General features: G+C 51.8%; 21 protein-coding genes, 4 tRNA genes and 1 pseudogene. 13 read left to right on the plus strand and 13 right to left on the minus strand.

Annotation, left to right across the window (positions count from 1 at the left end; genetic code table 11):
• Nucleotides 1-136: 136 nt before the first annotated feature.
• The 8 genes from MV421_RS04795 (at nt 137) to MV421_RS04830 (ending at nt 6,753) form a co-directional block, all read left to right on the plus strand.
• Nucleotides 137-1,531: a mannose-1-phosphate guanylyltransferase/mannose-6-phosphate isomerase gene (locus tag MV421_RS04795; protein WP_297503325.1), complete on the plus strand. Its 1,395-nt coding sequence runs from the start codon at nt 137-139 to the stop codon at nt 1,529-1,531.
• Nucleotide 1,532: 1 nt separating this feature from the next.
• Nucleotides 1,533-1,943 carry a hypothetical protein gene (locus tag MV421_RS04800; protein WP_297517965.1) on the plus strand — a complete coding sequence of 137 codons (411 nt, stop codon included), beginning with the start codon at nt 1,533-1,535 and terminating at the stop codon, nt 1,941-1,943.
• Between the two features lie 10 nt (nt 1,944-1,953).
• Nucleotides 1,954-3,324: a phosphoglucosamine mutase gene (gene glmM, locus MV421_RS04805; RefSeq protein ID WP_297418811.1), complete on the plus strand. Its 1,371-nt coding sequence runs from the start codon at nt 1,954-1,956 to the stop codon at nt 3,322-3,324.
• Between the two features lie 108 nt (nt 3,325-3,432).
• Complete coding sequence (locus tag MV421_RS04810) at nt 3,433-3,834, plus strand: hypothetical protein (protein ID WP_297503318.1); 402 nt, start codon at nt 3,433-3,435, stop codon at nt 3,832-3,834.
• A gap of 7 nt (nt 3,835-3,841) precedes the next feature.
• Nucleotides 3,842-4,864: a hypothetical protein gene (locus tag MV421_RS04815; protein WP_297418408.1), complete on the plus strand. Its 1,023-nt coding sequence runs from the start codon at nt 3,842-3,844 to the stop codon at nt 4,862-4,864.
• A 4-nt stretch (nt 4,865-4,868) separates the two neighbouring features.
• Entirely contained in the window at nt 4,869-5,642 is a 774-nt protein-coding gene (locus tag MV421_RS04820; RefSeq protein WP_297503316.1) for a hypothetical protein, read from the plus strand.
• On the plus strand, nt 5,639-6,079 hold the full coding sequence (locus tag MV421_RS04825; protein ID WP_297503314.1) for a hypothetical protein: 441 nt from the start codon (nt 5,639-5,641) through the stop codon (nt 6,077-6,079). The genes MV421_RS04820 and MV421_RS04825 overlap by 4 nt, the downstream gene beginning before the upstream one ends.
• Nucleotides 6,076-6,753 (plus strand): ABC transporter ATP-binding protein, encoded by a 678-nt coding sequence (locus MV421_RS04830; protein ID WP_297503312.1) that lies wholly within the window; start codon nt 6,076-6,078, stop codon nt 6,751-6,753. The genes MV421_RS04825 and MV421_RS04830 overlap by 4 nt, the downstream gene beginning before the upstream one ends.
• Here the strand turns inward: MV421_RS04830 and MV421_RS04835 are convergent.
• The 11 genes from MV421_RS04835 to MV421_RS04885 form a co-directional block, all read right to left on the minus strand.
• The gene (locus MV421_RS04835; protein ID WP_297418400.1) at nt 6,736-7,554 is read right to left on the minus strand and encodes an energy-coupling factor ABC transporter ATP-binding protein; all 819 of its coding nucleotides are present in this window, start codon (nt 7,552-7,554) and stop codon (nt 6,736-6,738) included. The two genes, MV421_RS04830 and MV421_RS04835, sit on opposite strands and share 18 nt — an antisense overlap.
• Nucleotides 7,551-8,369: a cobalt ECF transporter T component CbiQ gene (cbiQ, locus tag MV421_RS04840; protein ID WP_297418398.1), complete on the minus strand. Its 819-nt coding sequence runs from the start codon at nt 8,367-8,369 to the stop codon at nt 7,551-7,553. Before cbiQ ends, MV421_RS04835 begins: the two co-directional genes overlap by 4 nt.
• Before the next feature lie 19 nt (nt 8,370-8,388).
• Complete coding sequence (locus tag MV421_RS04845) at nt 8,389-8,721, minus strand: PDGLE domain-containing protein (RefSeq protein WP_297418395.1); 333 nt, start codon at nt 8,719-8,721, stop codon at nt 8,389-8,391.
• A gap of 4 nt (nt 8,722-8,725) precedes the next feature.
• The gene (cbiM, locus tag MV421_RS04850; RefSeq protein ID WP_297503310.1) at nt 8,726-9,397 is read right to left on the minus strand and encodes a cobalt transporter CbiM; all 672 of its coding nucleotides are present in this window, start codon (nt 9,395-9,397) and stop codon (nt 8,726-8,728) included.
• Nucleotides 9,398-9,528: 131 nt separating this feature from the next.
• Entirely contained in the window at nt 9,529-10,329 is an 801-nt protein-coding gene (locus MV421_RS04855) for a proteasome assembly chaperone family protein (RefSeq protein WP_297418389.1), read from the minus strand.
• A 1-nt stretch (nt 10,330) separates the two neighbouring features.
• The gene (locus MV421_RS04860) at nt 10,331-10,507 is read right to left on the minus strand and encodes an RNA-protein complex protein Nop10 (RefSeq protein ID WP_297418385.1); all 177 of its coding nucleotides are present in this window, start codon (nt 10,505-10,507) and stop codon (nt 10,331-10,333) included.
• Nucleotides 10,507-11,334 (minus strand): translation initiation factor IF-2 subunit alpha, encoded by an 828-nt coding sequence (locus MV421_RS04865; RefSeq protein ID WP_297418382.1) that lies wholly within the window; start codon nt 11,332-11,334, stop codon nt 10,507-10,509. Before MV421_RS04865 ends, MV421_RS04860 begins: the two co-directional genes overlap by 1 nt.
• Before the next feature lie 83 nt (nt 11,335-11,417).
• Nucleotides 11,418-11,615: a 30S ribosomal protein S27e gene (locus MV421_RS04870; RefSeq protein ID WP_297418379.1), complete on the minus strand. Its 198-nt coding sequence runs from the start codon at nt 11,613-11,615 to the stop codon at nt 11,418-11,420.
• A gap of 3 nt (nt 11,616-11,618) precedes the next feature.
• Nucleotides 11,619-11,903 carry a 50S ribosomal protein L44e gene (locus tag MV421_RS04875; RefSeq protein ID WP_088858315.1) on the minus strand — a complete coding sequence of 95 codons (285 nt, stop codon included), beginning with the start codon at nt 11,901-11,903 and terminating at the stop codon, nt 11,619-11,621.
• Nucleotides 11,904-12,022: 119 nt separating this feature from the next.
• Entirely contained in the window at nt 12,023-12,604 is a 582-nt protein-coding gene (locus MV421_RS04880) for a lysine exporter LysO family protein (protein ID WP_297418373.1), read from the minus strand.
• Complete coding sequence (locus tag MV421_RS04885) at nt 12,601-12,846, minus strand: hypothetical protein (protein WP_297418370.1); 246 nt, start codon at nt 12,844-12,846, stop codon at nt 12,601-12,603. The genes MV421_RS04880 and MV421_RS04885 overlap by 4 nt, the downstream gene beginning before the upstream one ends.
• 184 nt (nt 12,847-13,030) lie before the next feature.
• Here MV421_RS04885 and MV421_RS04890 point away from each other — a divergent pair, with 184 nt between their 5' ends.
• On the plus strand, nt 13,031-14,230 hold the full coding sequence (locus MV421_RS04890; RefSeq protein ID WP_297418420.1) for a pyridoxal phosphate-dependent aminotransferase: 1,200 nt from the start codon (nt 13,031-13,033) through the stop codon (nt 14,228-14,230).
• 45 nt (nt 14,231-14,275) lie between these two features.
• On the opposite strand, the gene MV421_RS04895 is transcribed toward MV421_RS04890, so the two are convergent.
• Complete coding sequence (locus MV421_RS04895) at nt 14,276-14,479, minus strand: MoaD/ThiS family protein (RefSeq protein WP_297418417.1); 204 nt, start codon at nt 14,477-14,479, stop codon at nt 14,276-14,278.
• 104 nt (nt 14,480-14,583) lie between these two features.
• Here MV421_RS04895 and MV421_RS04900 point away from each other — a divergent pair.
• Nucleotides 14,584-14,669 (plus strand) — tRNA-Ser (locus MV421_RS04900).
• A gap of 19 nt (nt 14,670-14,688) precedes the next feature.
• A tRNA-Cys gene (locus MV421_RS04905) sits at nt 14,689-14,763 on the plus strand.
• A gap of 328 nt (nt 14,764-15,091) precedes the next feature.
• Here MV421_RS04905 and MV421_RS04910 read toward each other — a convergent pair.
• Nucleotides 15,092-15,169, minus strand: a tRNA-Gly gene (locus tag MV421_RS04910).
• A 103-nt stretch (nt 15,170-15,272) separates the two neighbouring features.
• Here MV421_RS04910 and MV421_RS04915 point away from each other — a divergent pair.
• Nucleotides 15,273-15,350: transfer RNA gene (locus tag MV421_RS04915), tRNA-Arg, on the plus strand.
• 229 nt (nt 15,351-15,579) lie between these two features.
• Nucleotides 15,580-16,873, plus strand: a pseudogene (locus MV421_RS04920) (RNA-guided endonuclease InsQ/TnpB family protein).
• Nucleotides 16,874-16,977 lie beyond the last annotated feature (104 nt).

Below are 16,977 nucleotides of genomic sequence, written 5' to 3' on the forward strand. Positions count from 1 at the left end.
CCTAGATCCACCGTCGGAATCGGCGACACGATTTCGAGTTCAGCCTTCATGGGCGAGTTCGCCCTTCGCTGATTTCTTTTCGCTATCGTTAAAAGCCAATATGCCCAAGTGGTTTCAGGTGTTCAGGGTGATTGCCATGAAGACGCTGATTTTGGCGGGTGGAAAAGGAACGAGACTATGGCCCCTCAGCAGGGAGTTGATGCCCAAGCAGTTCGTCCGCTTCCTCGACGGTGAAAGCCTCTTCCAGAAGACTGTAGAGAGAGCGCTTAAATTCTCTAAACCCGGAGAAATCTTCATAGTCACGAACAAGAAGTACAAGTTCCGCGTGCTGGACGATCTCAACGAGCTGGGTGTTGAAGTGCCTGAAGAGAACATCCTCCTCGAACCGCTCGGAAAGAACACCCTTCCGGCAATATACTGGGGGGTAAAGACAATCGAAGGGACCTTTGGTGACTCAATCGTCGCCGTCCTCCCAAGCGACCATCTCATCAACACAGGAGAAGCCTATGAGAGGGCCTTTAGAAACGCGGAGAAATTGACCAAGGAATATCTGGTCACCTTTGGGATAAAGCCCACGAGACCGCACACAGGATATGGCTACATAAAACCCGGAAAAACCCTTAAAGATGGGAATGACCTCCTTGGCTACCGCGTCGCTGAGTTCAAGGAGAAGCCCGACATCGAAACCGCGAAGCGCTATGTCGAGGAGAACTACCTCTGGAACAGCGGCATGTTCGCCTTCAGGACGGACATTTTCATTGGAGAGGTTGGGAGGCACGCCCCCGAGATTGTCAGGGCCTTCGATGAGGGAAGCATACGTAAGGCCTACGAGCTTATCCCTGATTTGAGCGTTGATTACGGAGTCATGGAGAAAACGGATAAGGCCGCCGTAGTCCCACTCGATGCATACTGGAATGACCTCGGTAGCTTCGACGCCATCTATGACGTCCTCAAGAAGGACGAAAATGGGAATTCAGTGGTGATAAGGGCCAAGAAAGCCTATCACATCGGTGTGAATTCAAAGAACAACCTCGTAATGACAGAGCGTCTTACTGCAACCGTTGGTGTGGAGGATTTAATCATTATCGACACCGACGACGCCCTCTTGATAGCCCGCCGTGGGGAAGGGCAGAGGGTTAGGGAGGTGTATAGGAGGTTAAAAAAGAGGAACGATGAGAGGGCTTTGGTTCACAGGACCGCCTACCGCCCCTGGGGAAGCTACACCGTCCTTGAGGAGAATGACCGCTACAAGATAAAGCGCCTGACTGTTCTACCCGGCAAGAAGCTATCCCTCCAGATGCACTACCACAGGAGCGAACACTGGGTTGTTGTCAGGGGGACGGCAAAGGTCCGCGTTGGGGACGAAGAGATACTGCTGAGGCCTGGGGAGAGCACGTTCATACCTGCTGGCGTCATTCATCGCCTTGAGAACCCCGGGAAGGTCCTTCTGGAGGTCATTGAGACGCAGATTGGAGAGTACCTTGGGGAAGATGACATAGTCCGCTTTGAGGACGACTTTGGGAGGGAGTGATTTGGGGAAGGATGAAAAGATTAAGGTTGTGGAGTGCGGTGACGGCTGGGAGAGGTTCAGCAAATCCGTTGCTTCCCTGTCTCTCAACCTTCTGCCGACGCTCCTCTTTACGCTTATAATGACCTATGTTCTGGTTGTTGGACTCCAGCATGCCAGCTTTACCGCCACCGTCAACGGCCAGCAGGTATCGTTCAAACTGCCCCGCATAAATGTGCCCATGAACTACGCCGCCATAGAGAGCGCGGTTCTCTACCTCTTCGGTTCGGTTCTCATTGGCCTGCCGGTTCCGCTCCTCTCCGGAAAGTGGAAGCCCCTGAAGGCCCTCATAGCTCTCGTCCAGGTAGGGGCATTCATCTACGGGCTCTACATCTTCGTGATGGTGATAGTGAACTTTGCGGTTTCACTGAGGTGAGGTGATTAAGATGGGAAAGCTCTTTGGAACCTTTGGCGTTAGGGGGATAGCCAGCGAGAAGATAACACCGGAGTTCGCCCTTAAGATGGGCATGGCCTTTGGAACGGTGCTCAAGCGCGAGGGGCGGGAAAGGCCGCTCGTCGTTATCGGCAGGGACACGCGCGTCAGCGGTGAGATGCTCAAGGATGCTTTAATAAGCGGCTTACTGAGCGTCGGCTGCGATGTCATCGACGTCGGTATAGCCCCTACGCCGGCAATCCAGTGGGCAACGGACCACTTTAAGGCAGACGGCGGGGCCGTGATAACCGCCAGCCACAACCCCCCGGAGTACAACGGGATAAAGCTCCTTGAGCCGAACGGTATGGGTCTCAAGAAGGAGAGGGAAGTGGTAGTCGAGGAGATCTTCTTCAACGAGGACTTCCACAGGGCAAAATGGGATGAGATCGGCGATGTTAGGGAGGAGGACGTCGTAAAGCCCTACATCGAGGCGATAAAAAACAGGGTGGACGTCGAGGCGATCAAGAAGAGGAAGCCATTCGTTGTCGTTGACCCCTCAAACGGCGCCGGCTCGCTCACGCTCCCATACCTCCTGAGGGAGCTTGGTTGTAAAGTCATCAGCGTCAACGCCCACCCTGACGGCCACTTCCCAGCGAGGAACCCCGAGCCGAACGAGGAGAACCTAAAGGAGTTCAAGGAGATCGTTAAGGCCCTTGGGGCGGACTTCGGTGTCGCTCAAGACGGAGACGCCGACAGGGCAGTCTTCATAGACGAGAACGGGCGCTTCATCCAGGGTGACAAAACCTTCGCCCTCGTTGCCGATGCTGTGCTGAGGGAGAAAGGGGGCGGACTTCTCGTTACCACGGTTGCCACCTCAAACCTCCTCGACGATATAGCGAGAAAGAACAACGCAAGGGTTATGCGTACGAAGGTCGGTGACCTCATAGTCGCCCGCGCCCTCATTGAGCACGGAGGCACCATTGGCGGAGAGGAAAACGGTGGGGTAATCTTCCCGGACTTCGTCTTGGGTAGAGACGGGGCGATGACGACTGCAAAGATAGCCGAGATATTCGCCAGGAGCGGAAAGAGGTTCAGTGAGCTTATAGATGAACTGCCAACGTACTACCAATTCAAGACCAAGAGAAAGGTTGAAGGCGACAGGAAGGCGGCGGTGGCCAGGGCGGGGGAGCTTGCACGGGAGAAGAGATACAGAACGGACACAACCGACGGAACCAAAATCCTCTTCAGCGATGGCTGGGTTCTCGTGAGGGCCAGTGGCACCGAGCCGATAATAAGGGTCTTCAGCGAGGCGAAGGACGAGGAGAAAGCGAAAGAATACCTTGAGCTTGGACTCAACCTTTTGGAAAAGGCCATCGGGAGCTGACTTTCTTTTCTCCTTACCTTTGGATGTTTAGAATGTTGCACCAAAATTGTTAAATTTACTAATTTTGTATGTTATTTTGCCCCTTGACTAAGCTTTTGGGGGGGGACAATGCAGAAGAAGAAACTAAGTTTGAGCCTACTTGGTGTAGTTATTGTGTTTGGTTTTTTAAGTAGTTTTGTAGGAGCAGCCAAAGTGACACCAATACCCCGTCCACAAGGTGTACACTACAGGCAGTTGGGACCCTGCACATGGTATGGAGAAGACTACGAGAGCAACTCCCTCTCTCTTCTGGGGGGAGGTTGGGCGTACGCCTCGGCAGACTTCCACACATGTACTCCGTACTACTGGTATAACGGTCAGAACAGGGGCGGGGTCTTTGGAGATGCCGAACTAATTGCAGTCTTGCCAAGAAACGGGTTGTACTCCGTAGAGACGGATACATATTTTGATGTAGAAGGTGCTGCAATGAGGGTTATTGCCTCCGTTGGTATGCCACCTAGAAGCGCCTGAACAGGTGATGAAGATGAAAAAGAAAGCTTTTTTGATGTTGCTTCTCTTCCTGTTTCTCTTTTTGGAACCGCTAACAACCGCGGCCCCTTACTGGCTCAAACCCGGCTCCCAACTCGTTTACTTTGCCAACGGAACAATCCCAAACGCTTACGGTGGTGGGGTTTACTACATGAAAAACGGCTGTATCTCGAACGTCGGTTTCCAGAGTGCACGTCTAGTTTTCAGGGTCGTGGGCGTTTCCAAGGGGTGGGCGACGATTAACGTGACGCTAATCCTTTACGGTGACAAGTCCCTTGAATGGCCCTACTCCGACGTGAACGCGTACTATCCATCCACCTGCAGTCCACCGTTTCCCAATCCTCTCAGCACAACTCCTTACACCCGCAACAACATCTCCCTAAAATGGTCCGACTACGGGACTAAGCTCGTCCTCCATGGCGTTTACAAAATATACCTCCCAACGGGAACCGTTTACTCGATGGACGGCAAGTCCTACGGGCACACGCTGCTCTTCGGCCTGTACCCGGTCTCTAACAACACCTACGTTGCCCTGGGAAGAAAACGCCTGCCCTTCAGCCAAGTCAGCGTTTTGAACTCGACGACATACGTAACCTACTACCGCAACTTCACCGGGCCAAACGTTCTTGTCATGAGCGAGCCAGTCAATCTCACTGACCCAGGTGGGACCACCGCTTTCCTGAGAACGGTAGTGGTGTTCAATCCAGGCCAGGCAGTGACCCTGGGTTTTCTAGGTGTCGTTCCCGACTTGGAGGCTTCCACTGGAATAGGAGTCCTCGCGATAGGTGACAACGCGATAAAAGTCCGGCCCCAGTTCTCCGGTGGGAAGCTGGAAAAATCCGTTGCCACCGGGATTATCCTTTACGACCTTGACTTTCCCAAGACTCGGAGTTCTGTAACACAGCGTTCCCTTCAGCTTGCGATTGCCCCGTCCGTTTCTTCACTGTGGGTTGTCGGGGTCGTAGTCAGTCTTCTTGTACTTGCGGCCGCTTTCATGCTGAAGAGGAGGTGAAACCATGGGACGGTTTAAAAACCTCTTTGGTTGGGAGCTTGGCGATTCTCTGAGGCTGCTGCTCTTTCTCCTTGGGGTTCCTTCCTTAACATACCTGCTGACGGTCGGTTACTTAAAATCTCAGTGGGAAGTGAGTTCACTCTCCTCTCGCTATCCCCCGGTTTACACCGCCGGTTCGCCCCTCGGGAGCATCACCGCGATCCATCTCTTTGACTATCCCCCCCTTTCAGCAGGATTCTGGGTTCTCCTTTCCCTTCTCGTCACCCTCTTTTCAGTTATGACGCTCCGCTACGACAGGGAGAATGGCTATGCCCTCTCGGTTTATGCACTTCCCTTCACAAAAGGAGAGATGTTCACGGCGAAGGTTATCTCAGCCTTAGTGCTTTCCCTCCTCTCGCTTTATATCCCGCTTTTGACCGTGGACGTGTTCCCCAACGCCGATATACTTGAAGCGGTGAGGGGGGTAGTCTTCACGGGGCAGTACCTTCACCTGCTCGTTTTTGCCACGTACTTCGTTTTGTTTTCCATCTCAACCTCTGTTTTGTTCTCGGTCCTTTTGGATAACATGTTCTTAGCCTTCATAGCTTCCTTCTTCCTCCTCGTCCTTCCGTTCTTTGCCGGCCTCAGTTGGCCACCCTTTTCATTTATCCCCATGCTCTCAAGATCCCTATCCTGGGCTTCTCCCTTTGGGAGCACTTGGCTCTTCTGGGGAGTTGCAGTGCCGGCGGCTCTCTTGCTCCTGTCTGGACTAATCTTTACCAGGAGGGATGTCCTGTGAGGAGAACTCTGTTCGTGCTCTTGCTCGCCTTTACCCTCTCCCTCCTTGGCGTCTGGGGGGCATACATCACGGTTGAGAGGAGCCATGGGTTCATAGGGCCCGCGGTCATGGCGGGTTCAAAGGGGGGTATCAGCTACGTTTCCCTTCACGCTCCAGGCTGGATGGTTCTGAACGCGAGCTTCAACGGCAATGGAGATGTTGTCGTTCTGAACCAGTTTTCCAATGAGACGGTCTTTTCCTCAAACGTCAGAGGACACCTAAACTGCCCTATAGCGTTCCCTGAAGAGGGAAGCTATGCGGTGTACACCCCCAACGGTTCCCTAACGTTTTCTGCATACTACAACGGAGTTTATCCCACCGCCAGAACCCAGAAAGCCCTCTACGCGTCCATAACTGTCCTGGCCTTTGCACTCGCTATATGGAGGTGGCGGGGATGATAACTGTCAAGAATCTAACCAAAAGGTTTGGCAAAATAGTTGCCCTTGATAACATCAACCTAGGAATCCCAGATGGAACGAACATAATCCTCGGCCCCAACGGTGGGGGAAAGAGCACGTTCTTCAAGCTCTTAACTGGGGTTTACAGGCCGACTTCAGGTGAGGTGAGGGTCTTTGGAAAGGATCCCTGGAAAGATGCCAAAGTTAGGATGAAGACCGGTGTGGCCTATGATCCTGTCTCCTTCCCTCCTTTGGTTTCAGGAAGGAAGTGGCTTGAGTTCATTGCACGCTCGAAGGGTTACAGTGAGGATGAGGTTGAGAGGGTTAACAAGCTATTCAATATAAATTTCTTGGACGAGCAGACGAGGAACTACTCCTCCGGGATGCTAAAGAAGCTCGCGGTGGCTCAGGCCTTTATTGGAGATCCAGAGCTGGTCATGATAGACGAACCCCTCTCAAACCTAGACTTTGAAAGCATGGGCGAGTTCATCAAACTCCTACGAAAAGAGCAGGGGAAGAGGAATTTCCTAATAATAAGCCACATCTGGGAGCCGTTGATGCCTGTTGTTGATAGGATTTACGTGATAGCGGGTGGAAGGCTAGTCCTCAGCGGTGAAAGGGAAGAGGTACAGGATGAAGTAAAGAGGCTCTTTAAGCTAAGGCTGGACATGTAGCCCTTTCTTTCTCAATATCTCCACTGATTCTTCAACACTCAGGGGTACCTCCTTTAGCCCGAGCATGTGGAAGAGTCTGACTATCTCAGGAATATCAAGGTTCGCTTTCTTTATCAACTCTGGCCTTGAGAAGAGCTCCCTTGGGGTCCCCTTAAAGAGGATCTCCCCGTTGACGACGTATGCTCTGTCCGCCAGGCGGATGAGCCTGAGGTCGTGGGTTACAACGACAACCGTTCTTTTCTCGGCCTTCCATCCCCTTATCATGTCAAGTACAAAATTCCTGTTCTTCAAGTCCAAATCCCTTGTCGGCTCGTCGAGGAGCAGAACTTCGGGCTCCATACTTGTCACACAGGCGATGGATGCCTTCTTTTTCTCTCCCCCACTGAGGCTGTAGGGATGCCTGTCAGCTAAGCCTTCAATGCCGAGTTTTTTGAGCTCTTCTTTGGTCCTTCTCAGGCCTTCTTCCCGTCCCCACTGGTGAACAGGGCCGAAGGCCACATCCTCCAAGACTGTCGCGCTGAAGAGCATAACGTCCGGACTCTGGAAGAGAAAGCCCACCTTCCGTCGGAACTCGCGGTCTGTCATGGTCTCCTCCGTTATGGGCTTCCCCTCGAAGAGTATCTCTCCCTCTGCTGGCATTATAAGGGCATCCATAAGCTTAAGGAGGGTCGTTTTGCCCGCACCATTGGGTCCGACTATTGCGACGGTTTCTCCCCTTCTGACTTCCATTTTGATGCCTTTCAGCGCCCATTCACCCGTTGGATAGCGGTATGAGACGTTTCTAAGTTCGTAGACCTTCATAACAACCCCCTCGTGAAAGTCACCGTTAGAACAACTATGAGGGCCGTCAACGCCAAGAAGGCGTAATCGAGCCTCTCAAACCTGAACTCCCCGAGCGGTTGAACTTCGTTGACATAGCCCCTTGAGAGCATGGCGTAGTAGAGTTCCTCCCCGAGGGCGTTCGCCTTTATAAACGTTGCCCCTATATGTTTTCCCGCTTCTTTCCAGCTCTCGACCATGCCAAGCTCTCCGGTCAATCTCGCACGCCTCGCGTGCATCGCATCGAGAAGGAGCTTTGCCAAGAGGAAGATGTATCTATACGTAAGGGTTGTTATAGTTATGACCATGCCTGGAACCTTGAATGATGCCAACGCTGACACTATCTCGTTCCATCTGCTCGTCATCGTGAAAAGTATCGCGTAAGAAACGGCGGTTGCAACCCTCAGGGTGAAAAGAACCCCCCAGTGAATCCCTTCCCATGTCGCAACGAGGCCAAGAAGTTTAAACGCAGTTTCTCCGGGAATCATGAAAATTGATGGGATAGTAATTATCCCCGTAAATATTGGGATGAATACCCAAACCCTCCTGGTAAACTCGAGAGCAGGGAGTTTTGAGAGAATCGCTAAAGCCAGCGCGAAGAAGTAAAAGGCAATCACAACCCTAATATCCTGAAGTGAGACCACCGTTGCTACTAAAACAACCAAGCAGACAATTTTAAGCCTTGGGTCAATTCTCTGCAACAGGCCGCCTCTCCGGGCGTATCTCTCAGAGAATACGGCCTCCGTCGTGAATTCCATGACCTCTCTCGCAGTATCTTCAAGGAAGCCCATTGTCATCACCAAAAATGAAAATGGGTTAGGATGGCTCTTTTCCAACAGTGAACTTCACGAGGATGTAGTAGAGGAGAATCACAAGGGCCGTCCCAACTATTGCGGAGATTATGTATCCTATTGAAGCACTGAGTTTGCTCTCCCATCCCGGGACATCATAGTTGGGAAAGATGGCGTGATTCCATATCCCCGCAAGCTTCTCCATCCCTGGGAGTCTGTGGCCTACCATGTGTTCAACAGTATTGACATCCCACTCCCCCCATGCACCGTTGTAGTTCCAGACGAGGAGAATTCCTATCGGGGAGAGGATTATCATGATGCCAATTACCAACAATAATGTTTTGACAACCTTGTCCATATGCTTACCTCCCCGCCTTGGCTATCGTCCTCATCCCAAAAAGGTCGGGTCTGCTCTTCTTTACATACCACACAACTACCGCAGTGACAACTGCCTCCGCTGGACCGGCAGTCACAAGGTGTGCTATTGCCATTGCGGGGACTGAAACACTTAGAGGATACGGACAGTAGCCCGGCTGTATGTACGGCTGGATCCCAAGTTCAATTCCCGCCACTGTTGCGGCTGTGACTATGCCAGCGTATGCCCCTATTCCCGCTGAGGTTATCTCGTTAAGCTTTACCCTCCGAGTAAGGAAACGATAGGTGTAATAACCAACGAAGGGTAGAACAACACCCATGTTGAAGACGTTGGCTGCGTAGGTCGTTATTCCACCGTCTCCAAAGAAGAGTGCCTCTATCAGAAGCACTATCGTTAGTGAGATCGTTGCCGCCCAAGGGCTAATGAGTATCGCTATTATGGTTCCTCCAACCATATGGGCAGTTGTTCCACCTGGAACCGGCATGTTATACATCATAACCAGAAACGAGAATGCCGTCAGGACTCCTAAGAGGGGCACTTGATTTGGTTTGATGTTCTTAAGCCACTTAGCGGCTTTATACCATATGGGTATCATAATCAAATAGAAAAACCCACAGGTGTACGGGCCAAGGTATCCATCCGGGATGTGCAATTCCACTACCTCCCTCCTCGGTTGGTGTTATCAAATATATAGATAGTGTTATCATATAAAAATTTTTTTGAAAAGAGTGTTACTAACCCTTGGTTCACAACTACAACTGAATGGATAGTGCATGATAAGAAGAGGATTCAGAGGTACCCCCTGTCCTCTTCCTCCTGCTGAGGGGGCATGCCCTGCTCAAGCATCGCCCTCTGCATCTCCTGGACCTTCTGGAGTATCTCCTCGGTCTCCTTGGCCCTCTCGTCGAGTGCGGACATGTTGAGTTCGATTCCGAGTATCTTTGCAACCGCTGAGAGGACGGCTTTGGCGGCTTTGGGATCGACTATGTAGCCAAGACTCTCACCGAGAAGGCTTATCCCGTACATTGACCGGAGTTTGCCCATTCCAAGGAGTAGTCCTGCGGCACCGACTATTGCACCGCCTTCATCTTCCCTCCAGAGGATTCCAACCTGGCAGTCCTTGAGTTTCTCCTGGTAGTGTCCTACGAGTTCCTCATGGGTCACCGCCGCCAGAACCCTTGGCTCGCCTTTGAGTTCAGGAACCTGGTAGCCGCCCATGGTGATTATTTCCCTTGCCCCAAACTCTGTCACAAAGTCCAGCATCTTCCCAACGACCTCGTAGTGGCCGGGGCTGTCAGTTGGGGCAACCTGCTGGTCACCGGTGATGATAATGATGTCCCTTCCGTTTTCAGTGGGGTTCTTCCAATAGTAGAACTCGTTCTTCATCAGCTCGACGACGGAGTTCTTCTTGATGAGAACCTGGTGCATGAAGTGCGGTGAGTAGAGCTCGGCAAACTTAACCGCATTGAGTTCCTGAATCAGGTGGTCGGCGGCGAGCTTGCCGACGAGGCCTATTCCGGGAAGCCCCTCGATGAAAACAGGATCCTTAAGCTCGGGTCTCTCAAGAACATGGATGACAGTCTCCTTCATTTTACTTCCCCCCTATACCAAGCTGCTCGCGCTTCAGTCTCCTCCGGTACTCACCGTAGGGGTCCTCCGGAGAGAAGCGCGGCGGGTGGGCTACCTTTGTCTTCGCCCCACAGACCGGGCAGATCTCCTTCAGTGTGTAGCGCCCACACTCTGGGCACTTCCTTATCCTGAAGTGCATCAGCTACCCCTCTTCTTGACCTTCTTTATGCGCTTCTCTTTCCTTATGAGGGCCGCCTCTCCGCCGGCATCTTTGATAACACGTAGAATTTCCTCCGCTATGTTCTCGAGGATCTCCTCGGCCTTGTAGTAGTCCGGCGCGTTTATGTCTATTCTATACCTCGGCGCACCCTGGTATGAGAACTTGACGTCAATCTCCTTCTCCTCGTTGGCCCTGTCGCGCGCTCTAATGAGGGCCTCCCTGATTATCTCGACGCCGTTCGGTTTCGGGACTGTTATCTCGAACTCTGCATCAATCGTAACAGTCGGAATCTCAACGTAGGCCTCTATTATCGGCCTGAGAGCTTCTATCCACTCGTCCGGGATCAGGCCATTTAGAACCTCAACACCGTTCTGGGCCGCATCTTCAAACGCTGCATAAACCTCTCCGTACTCTTCCTCGAGAGGAACCCAGACCTCGCGCCAAGCGGTCTCGAAGTTCTTCCCAACCTTCTCAGCGGCCATCTTAAGCAGATTCTCAGCCTTCTGGGCGCGCTTGTACTCCTGGAGCTTGGCCTTTCTCTGTTGCTGGTTGACGCGCTTGAGACTCAGGTCGATGTGTCCCTTGCTCGGATCAACGCGGATGACTTTGGCAACTATCTTCTGGCCTTCCTTTATGTAGTCCCTTATGTTCCTCACCCAGCTCGAGGCGACCTCACTTATGTGCATGAAGCCTTCCTTTCCGGGATACTCATCGAGCTTGAGGAATGCACCGTAATTGTGAATGTTCTTGACGGTAGCGACCACAAACTCTCCCTCTTCAGGATACTGCTTGGCTTTCCTCGGCATTACAACCACCTCAAAATTTTCTCTGCCGGGTTAGGTTACGAAAAGAGGTATTTAAAGTTTAGCAGAACGAAAAGAAGAGAGGTTCACTCGAGAACCTCGAGTATCTTGGCTTTGATGATTCCCTTCCCGCCGGTCGGTTCAACGAGGGTCGCACCGCAGACGAGGCAGCGAACTGGGGTCGATGGGTTGCTGAAGACTATCTGCTCGTTGCCGCAGTCGATGCACTTGACGCGGAGGAACCTGCTCTTCGGCATTGGGATGAGGTTCTTAGGGAGAGCCATTCTTCACACCTCCACCAGCTCAAACTTCTTAACGCGGAAGCCCTGTCCCCTGGTGTGGGCCTTGCCGCAGACCGTACAGCGGAAGCGGAGGTCGAGCTTCTTGACCGGCTTCTCCCTTCCGGCCGGGTTAGGCCTCGGGAAACCGCGGTAGCCCTTCATGATCCTCCTGAAGCGCCTCTGGCCCTGGCTGAGCTCGCTCCTCGGCCTCTTCTTGACCTTCTCGACTTTGTGAATCGTGTGTTTCTTGCAGTAAGGACAGTAGGTTCTTATCTTCTTTGGGTACTTCATTCTCTCACCTCCAGAGAGGGCCCGGTAGGCTCTTACTAACTCTTCAGATACCCCCGAGCCGTGAGGCATGACAGTGCCTTCGCTCTCGGTAGCCGAGAGGCTTTAAAAAAGTTTTCGCGTCAGAGACTTAGTATCAGGGGAAGGATGAAAGGCACGGCCGCGGTTAGAATGAAGCCGTGAACGAATGCAACAACAGCCACTTCCCTTCCGCCGAACTTCGTCATGACTGCAAGGGTTGTGTCCATCGTTGTCGCGCCGCCCATCGTTACCACCACATTCCCCGGAAATCTGCGTGAGAGGAGGGGGTAAAACACGATGGTGAGTATCTCCCTCGTTAGGTTGGCAAGAAAGCCAAGAGCACCATAGACTGCCGAATACTGTCCTATTAACGGGCCAGTAAGGGAATACCATCCACATCCGGCGGAGATGGCAAGCCCCCATCTCAGTCCTATCCCAAGGAGGAGAGACGCGGCCAAGCCGCCGAGCACCGAGCCGATGAGTGTTCCAGCTGGTAAGATGAGTGCATTCCTCCCGAGTTTTTTGAGCTCCCCAAGTTGAAAGTTCATTCCAAGATCAATCCCGATGACGAAAATGAGGATGTAGAGCATAATCTCGTAGAGGTTTCCGAAGTCGGGGGAGTAGAAGTGGCCGGCGGCTATTCCTATGAGGAGCGCCGCTAAAACGTAGAGGACAAACCTCATTTTCTCCCCTCCATGAGTAGTGCAATTCCAATGCTCCCCGTTATTGTGAGAACCGCGAAAACAATAGAGGAGCCAAGGAGCCAGCCGGCGCTTATCTTGACATTCCCGGTCTTAATGCCCATGAAGAATATCAGCAGGAGCAGAGCGGCGCTTATTGGGACTTCAAGGTTAATCTTCCTGTTCTTAATCCTGAGAATGTAGCCGATGAGAACCCCCACTATCAGTGGAATGAATATGTTCATGCATCGAGATTGCTCTAAAGGCTAATAAAATTATCGAGGGCTCGGAGGGTGTTCACGTCATCATCCGTGAGCATTCAGTTTGCTTGCTAATCGTCATCGCCCCGTTTCCCTTCAGCAGGTTCCTTTTAAATGTGTGGGAGAAGGTTTTTATGATGAAACTCTCACCATTCAAATGGTGATTCCAATGATAAGCCCATCGAAGAAGGCGATGGCCATTAAGTATGCCATAAGGGATGTTGTCCTCCCGGCAAGGGAGCTTGAGAAAAAGGGGATCAAGGTTATAAGGCTCAACATAGGTGACCCGGGGAAGTACGACTTCCAGCCACCGGAACACATGCAGGAGGCCTACTGTCGCGCCATAAAGGAGGGTCACAACTACTACGGACCGAGCGAGGGCCTGCCCAAGATGAGAGAGGCGGTCGTCCAGCGCGAGCGGAGGAAGAACGGCGTTGATATAACCGCAGATGACGTCCGCGTCACCACCGCCGTCACTGAGGCACTTCAGCTCATATTTGGTGGCCTCCTCGATCCCGGCGATAACATTCTCGTTCCAAGTCCGAGTTATCCACCCTACGTTGGTCTCGTCAAGTTCTACGGAGCAGAGCCGCACGAATACCTCACCGTTGAGGAAAACGGCTGGCAACCGGACCTAGATGATATGAGGAAATTAATTGACGAAAGAACCAAGGCTATAGCCCTGATAAACCCCAACAACCCGACCGGTGCGCTCTATGAGAAGAAGACGGTGAAGGCTATCCTTGCCCTGGCTGGTGAGTACGACCTCCCGGTCATAAGCGACGAGATATACGACCTCATGACCTACGAGGGGAAGCATGTCTCTCCAGGCTCGCTCACCAAGGACGTTCCGGTTATAGTGATGAACGGCCTCTCGAAGATCTACTTCGCCACTGGCTGGCGCCTAGGCTACTTCTACTACGTTGATCCAGAGAACAAGCTCGCCGAGGTTAGGGAGGCAATAGACAAGCTCACGAGGATAAGGGTCTGTCCAAACACGCCGGCACAGTTTGCTGCCATAGCCGGCCTTACAGGTCCGATGGACTACCTTGAGAAGTATATGAAAAAACTCCGCGAGAGGAGGGACTACATCTACAAGCGCGTCCAGGAGATTCCCGGGATAAGCGCTCAGAAACCGCAGGGTGCGTTCTACATATTCCCGCGCATCGACGAGCGCTCGAAGTGGAAGAGCGACTTCGATTTCGTTATGGACGTACTCCACGAGGCGCACGTGCTCTTCGTCCACGGTTCTGGCTTCGGTCACGCCGGTGACTGGCACTTCCGCATAGTCTTCCTGCCGCCGGTCGAGATACTGGATGAAGCCATGGACAGGTTTGAAGCCTTTATGAGAAAGAGACTTTCAGAGTAGGCCCGCTTTTTCTTTTTCACTCCTGTCTAAGTTAAAGAAGAAGGTTCATCCACCCGAAACAACAGGAATTACCTCCACAGGGGTCCCATCTTCTATCCTCTCATCTTCCAGTACGACCCTTCCGTTAATCCTCGCTATGGCGCTCTCGGTGTTGAAGCCAACTTCCCTCAGGACGTCTGCCACGGTTAGACCTTTCCTCCATTCAAGCTCCTTCTCAATACCTCTACCGAGGATCCTTACGTGTATCACCCTAACCACCACCTCGATGTACCTCCCTCCCCTTATAAAGTCCACCCGACGCTCTCTCCAAAAAACTTAAAAACCCCCCTCGGTTCATATAACCTGGTGTGAGTGCCGCGGTAGCCTAGCCTGGTAGGGCGCCGGCCTGCTAAGCCGGTGGCCGCTGGCCACAGGGGTTCAAATCCCCTCCGCGGCGCCAAATCTTCTCCGGTCCAAACGCCGGGATAGCCTAGAGGTGAGGCGGTGGACTGCAGATCCGCTTTACGGGGGTTCAAATCCCCCTCCCGGCTCCATAACAAACTTCGCCTGTGCGATGTTGAAGCGAAGCTTTGCAGTGTTTCATCGAAAGAATAACGCTTTGGGCGCTAAGAGTAAGTTGAAACTGTTTTAACCATGGATTTTGGTTTAAACCTCTTTGGACTTTTTCAGGTGTTATGACTCTGAGCGATTTTTTACCCAAGTTCGGCTTTTCTACTAAATGGATTACTCTCAGTAGTGTCTGAAGGACACTATTCAAAGTAAAACCCCGTTTAAATGTTCAGTTAAGAGTGAAAGCCCTCACAATTAAGCGCTTAAAAACACGTATGGACTTTGACGAAACTTTGCGGGGCAAAATTTCAATGGTGCGGTGGCCGGGATTTGAACCCGGGCCAGCGGCGTGGCAGGCCGCTGTCCTAGACCAGGCTAGACTACCACCGCGTTCGACCCGTTACATACTCACCTCCGGCCGCTTTATAAATTTTTCGGTATTCTGAGACGGTTAAATTTATAAAGCGTTCCCGAGAATGGTTAGCTGGCAGATGCCCCGGTGGCCTAGTCTGGATAGGGCGCAAGGCTGCGGACCTTGAGGTCCGGGGTTCAAATCCCCGCCGGGGCGCCATTCTAACAACTTTTGCTTCGCAAAGCGCCGCTCTCACTGTCGTTCAAGCGTCCTTACGGATGGCGGAAAATGAAGTGCCTCTTCCACAAGCTTTGGGTTCTGAAAGGCGTTTTACTTTTTTCTTCCCGAAAGCCTCGTCCTTTAGGATGGGGATGCAGTAAACCGCCCAACGGCCCTTAAACGGGAAAGCAAACTATTTTAAAACCTAAGAACAATACCATACTTTGAAATGAAGAGAACAGTAACAATCAAACTCCAACCCTCAAAAGAACAAGAGAAAACCCTCTTCAAGTTAGCCGATACTGGCGCCAGAGTCTGGAATCGAGTGAACTACCTCCGCAGGCAAGAATTCTTCAAAGAACAAATCGTGGACTTTAATTCAACAGAGAAAACCGTTTATGAAGAATTCAAAAAAGAAATCGGTTCCGCAACAGTCCAGCAAATTTGCAGAAAGAACACCGAAGCTTGGCGTTCATTCTTCTCACTCTTAAGGAGCAAAAGAAACAAAGAACTACCAGAATGGTTCAAACCCAAACCACCAAACTACACCAAGAAAGAAGGTTTAATCGTCCTCAGAAACGACCAATACAAAATTGAGGGTAACAAGTTAATTCTCAAAGGCCTTGGAAAATTCCAACACTTGGAAGTCCAGTTTAAAGGCCGAATACACTTGAGGGGCAAGCAAAGACGCTTAGAAATAACTTATGATGAGGTAAAGCGGAAATGGTATGCTCACGTTAGCCTCACCGTTGAAGAAGAGTTAATCAACGACGAGTGGGTTGAAGTCCCAAGGCAACCCTTGGGCAACTTCTCTGCTGGCATTGACCTCGGAGTGAACAATTTAATGGCGGTCTACGTGGAAAACGGTGAAAGCTTCCTCGTGAACGGAAGACCCTTGAAAGCCATAGACTTCTACTTCAGGAAGGTTATCGCTGATTATCAGTCAAAACTCAACAAGTCTGGAGCGAAAACGAGTAGAAAACTCAGAAGACTGCACGAGAAGGCCAAACTCCAAGCCAAGCACTACATTAACACTACCGTGAGGCAGACCCTCGAGAGGCTCTACCGCCTCGGAATTTCGAGAATTGTGGTTGGCTACCCCAAAGGTATTAGTAGGAACTCCGATAAGGGAACGAGGCAGAATTTCCTCCTCTCTCACGTTTGGCGGTTTAACACGGTGATTCAACGGCTCAAAGAAGTCTCCGAAGAGTATGGTATTAGTGTCGTGGTTGTTGATGAGGCTTTCACGTCTAAGGTTTGTCCCGTTTGCGGGAAGCCTCATTATGGGGCGAGGTTTGTTCGTGGATTATTTAAGTGTCCCGCGACGGGGCTTGTGTTTAACGCGGACTTAGTTGGAGCGTTTAACATTTTAAAGAAGGTGGCAAAAACGATAACCCCGAACTTGGGTTGGTCTCTATGCCCAAGTGAGGGGTAATTGGCCGGAGACCCGGCCAGAGGGGTTGAAGACCTGTTTTAGTTTGGGTTTTAATGAGACCCCTCAAACTTCCCCGCAGTTGGGTTAGGGGGTCCTCGTTGGAACCCTCGCCCTTCAGGGGGGAGGAAGTCAGTCGCTTTAAGGTTGAACCTCTTGAAACTTGCTCCTTGACGAGGGCATGACTGACCTCTT

It is taken from the genome of Thermococcus sp., from assembly GCF_027023865.1.
Taxonomy (GTDB): domain Archaea; phylum Methanobacteriota_B; class Thermococci; order Thermococcales; family Thermococcaceae; genus Thermococcus.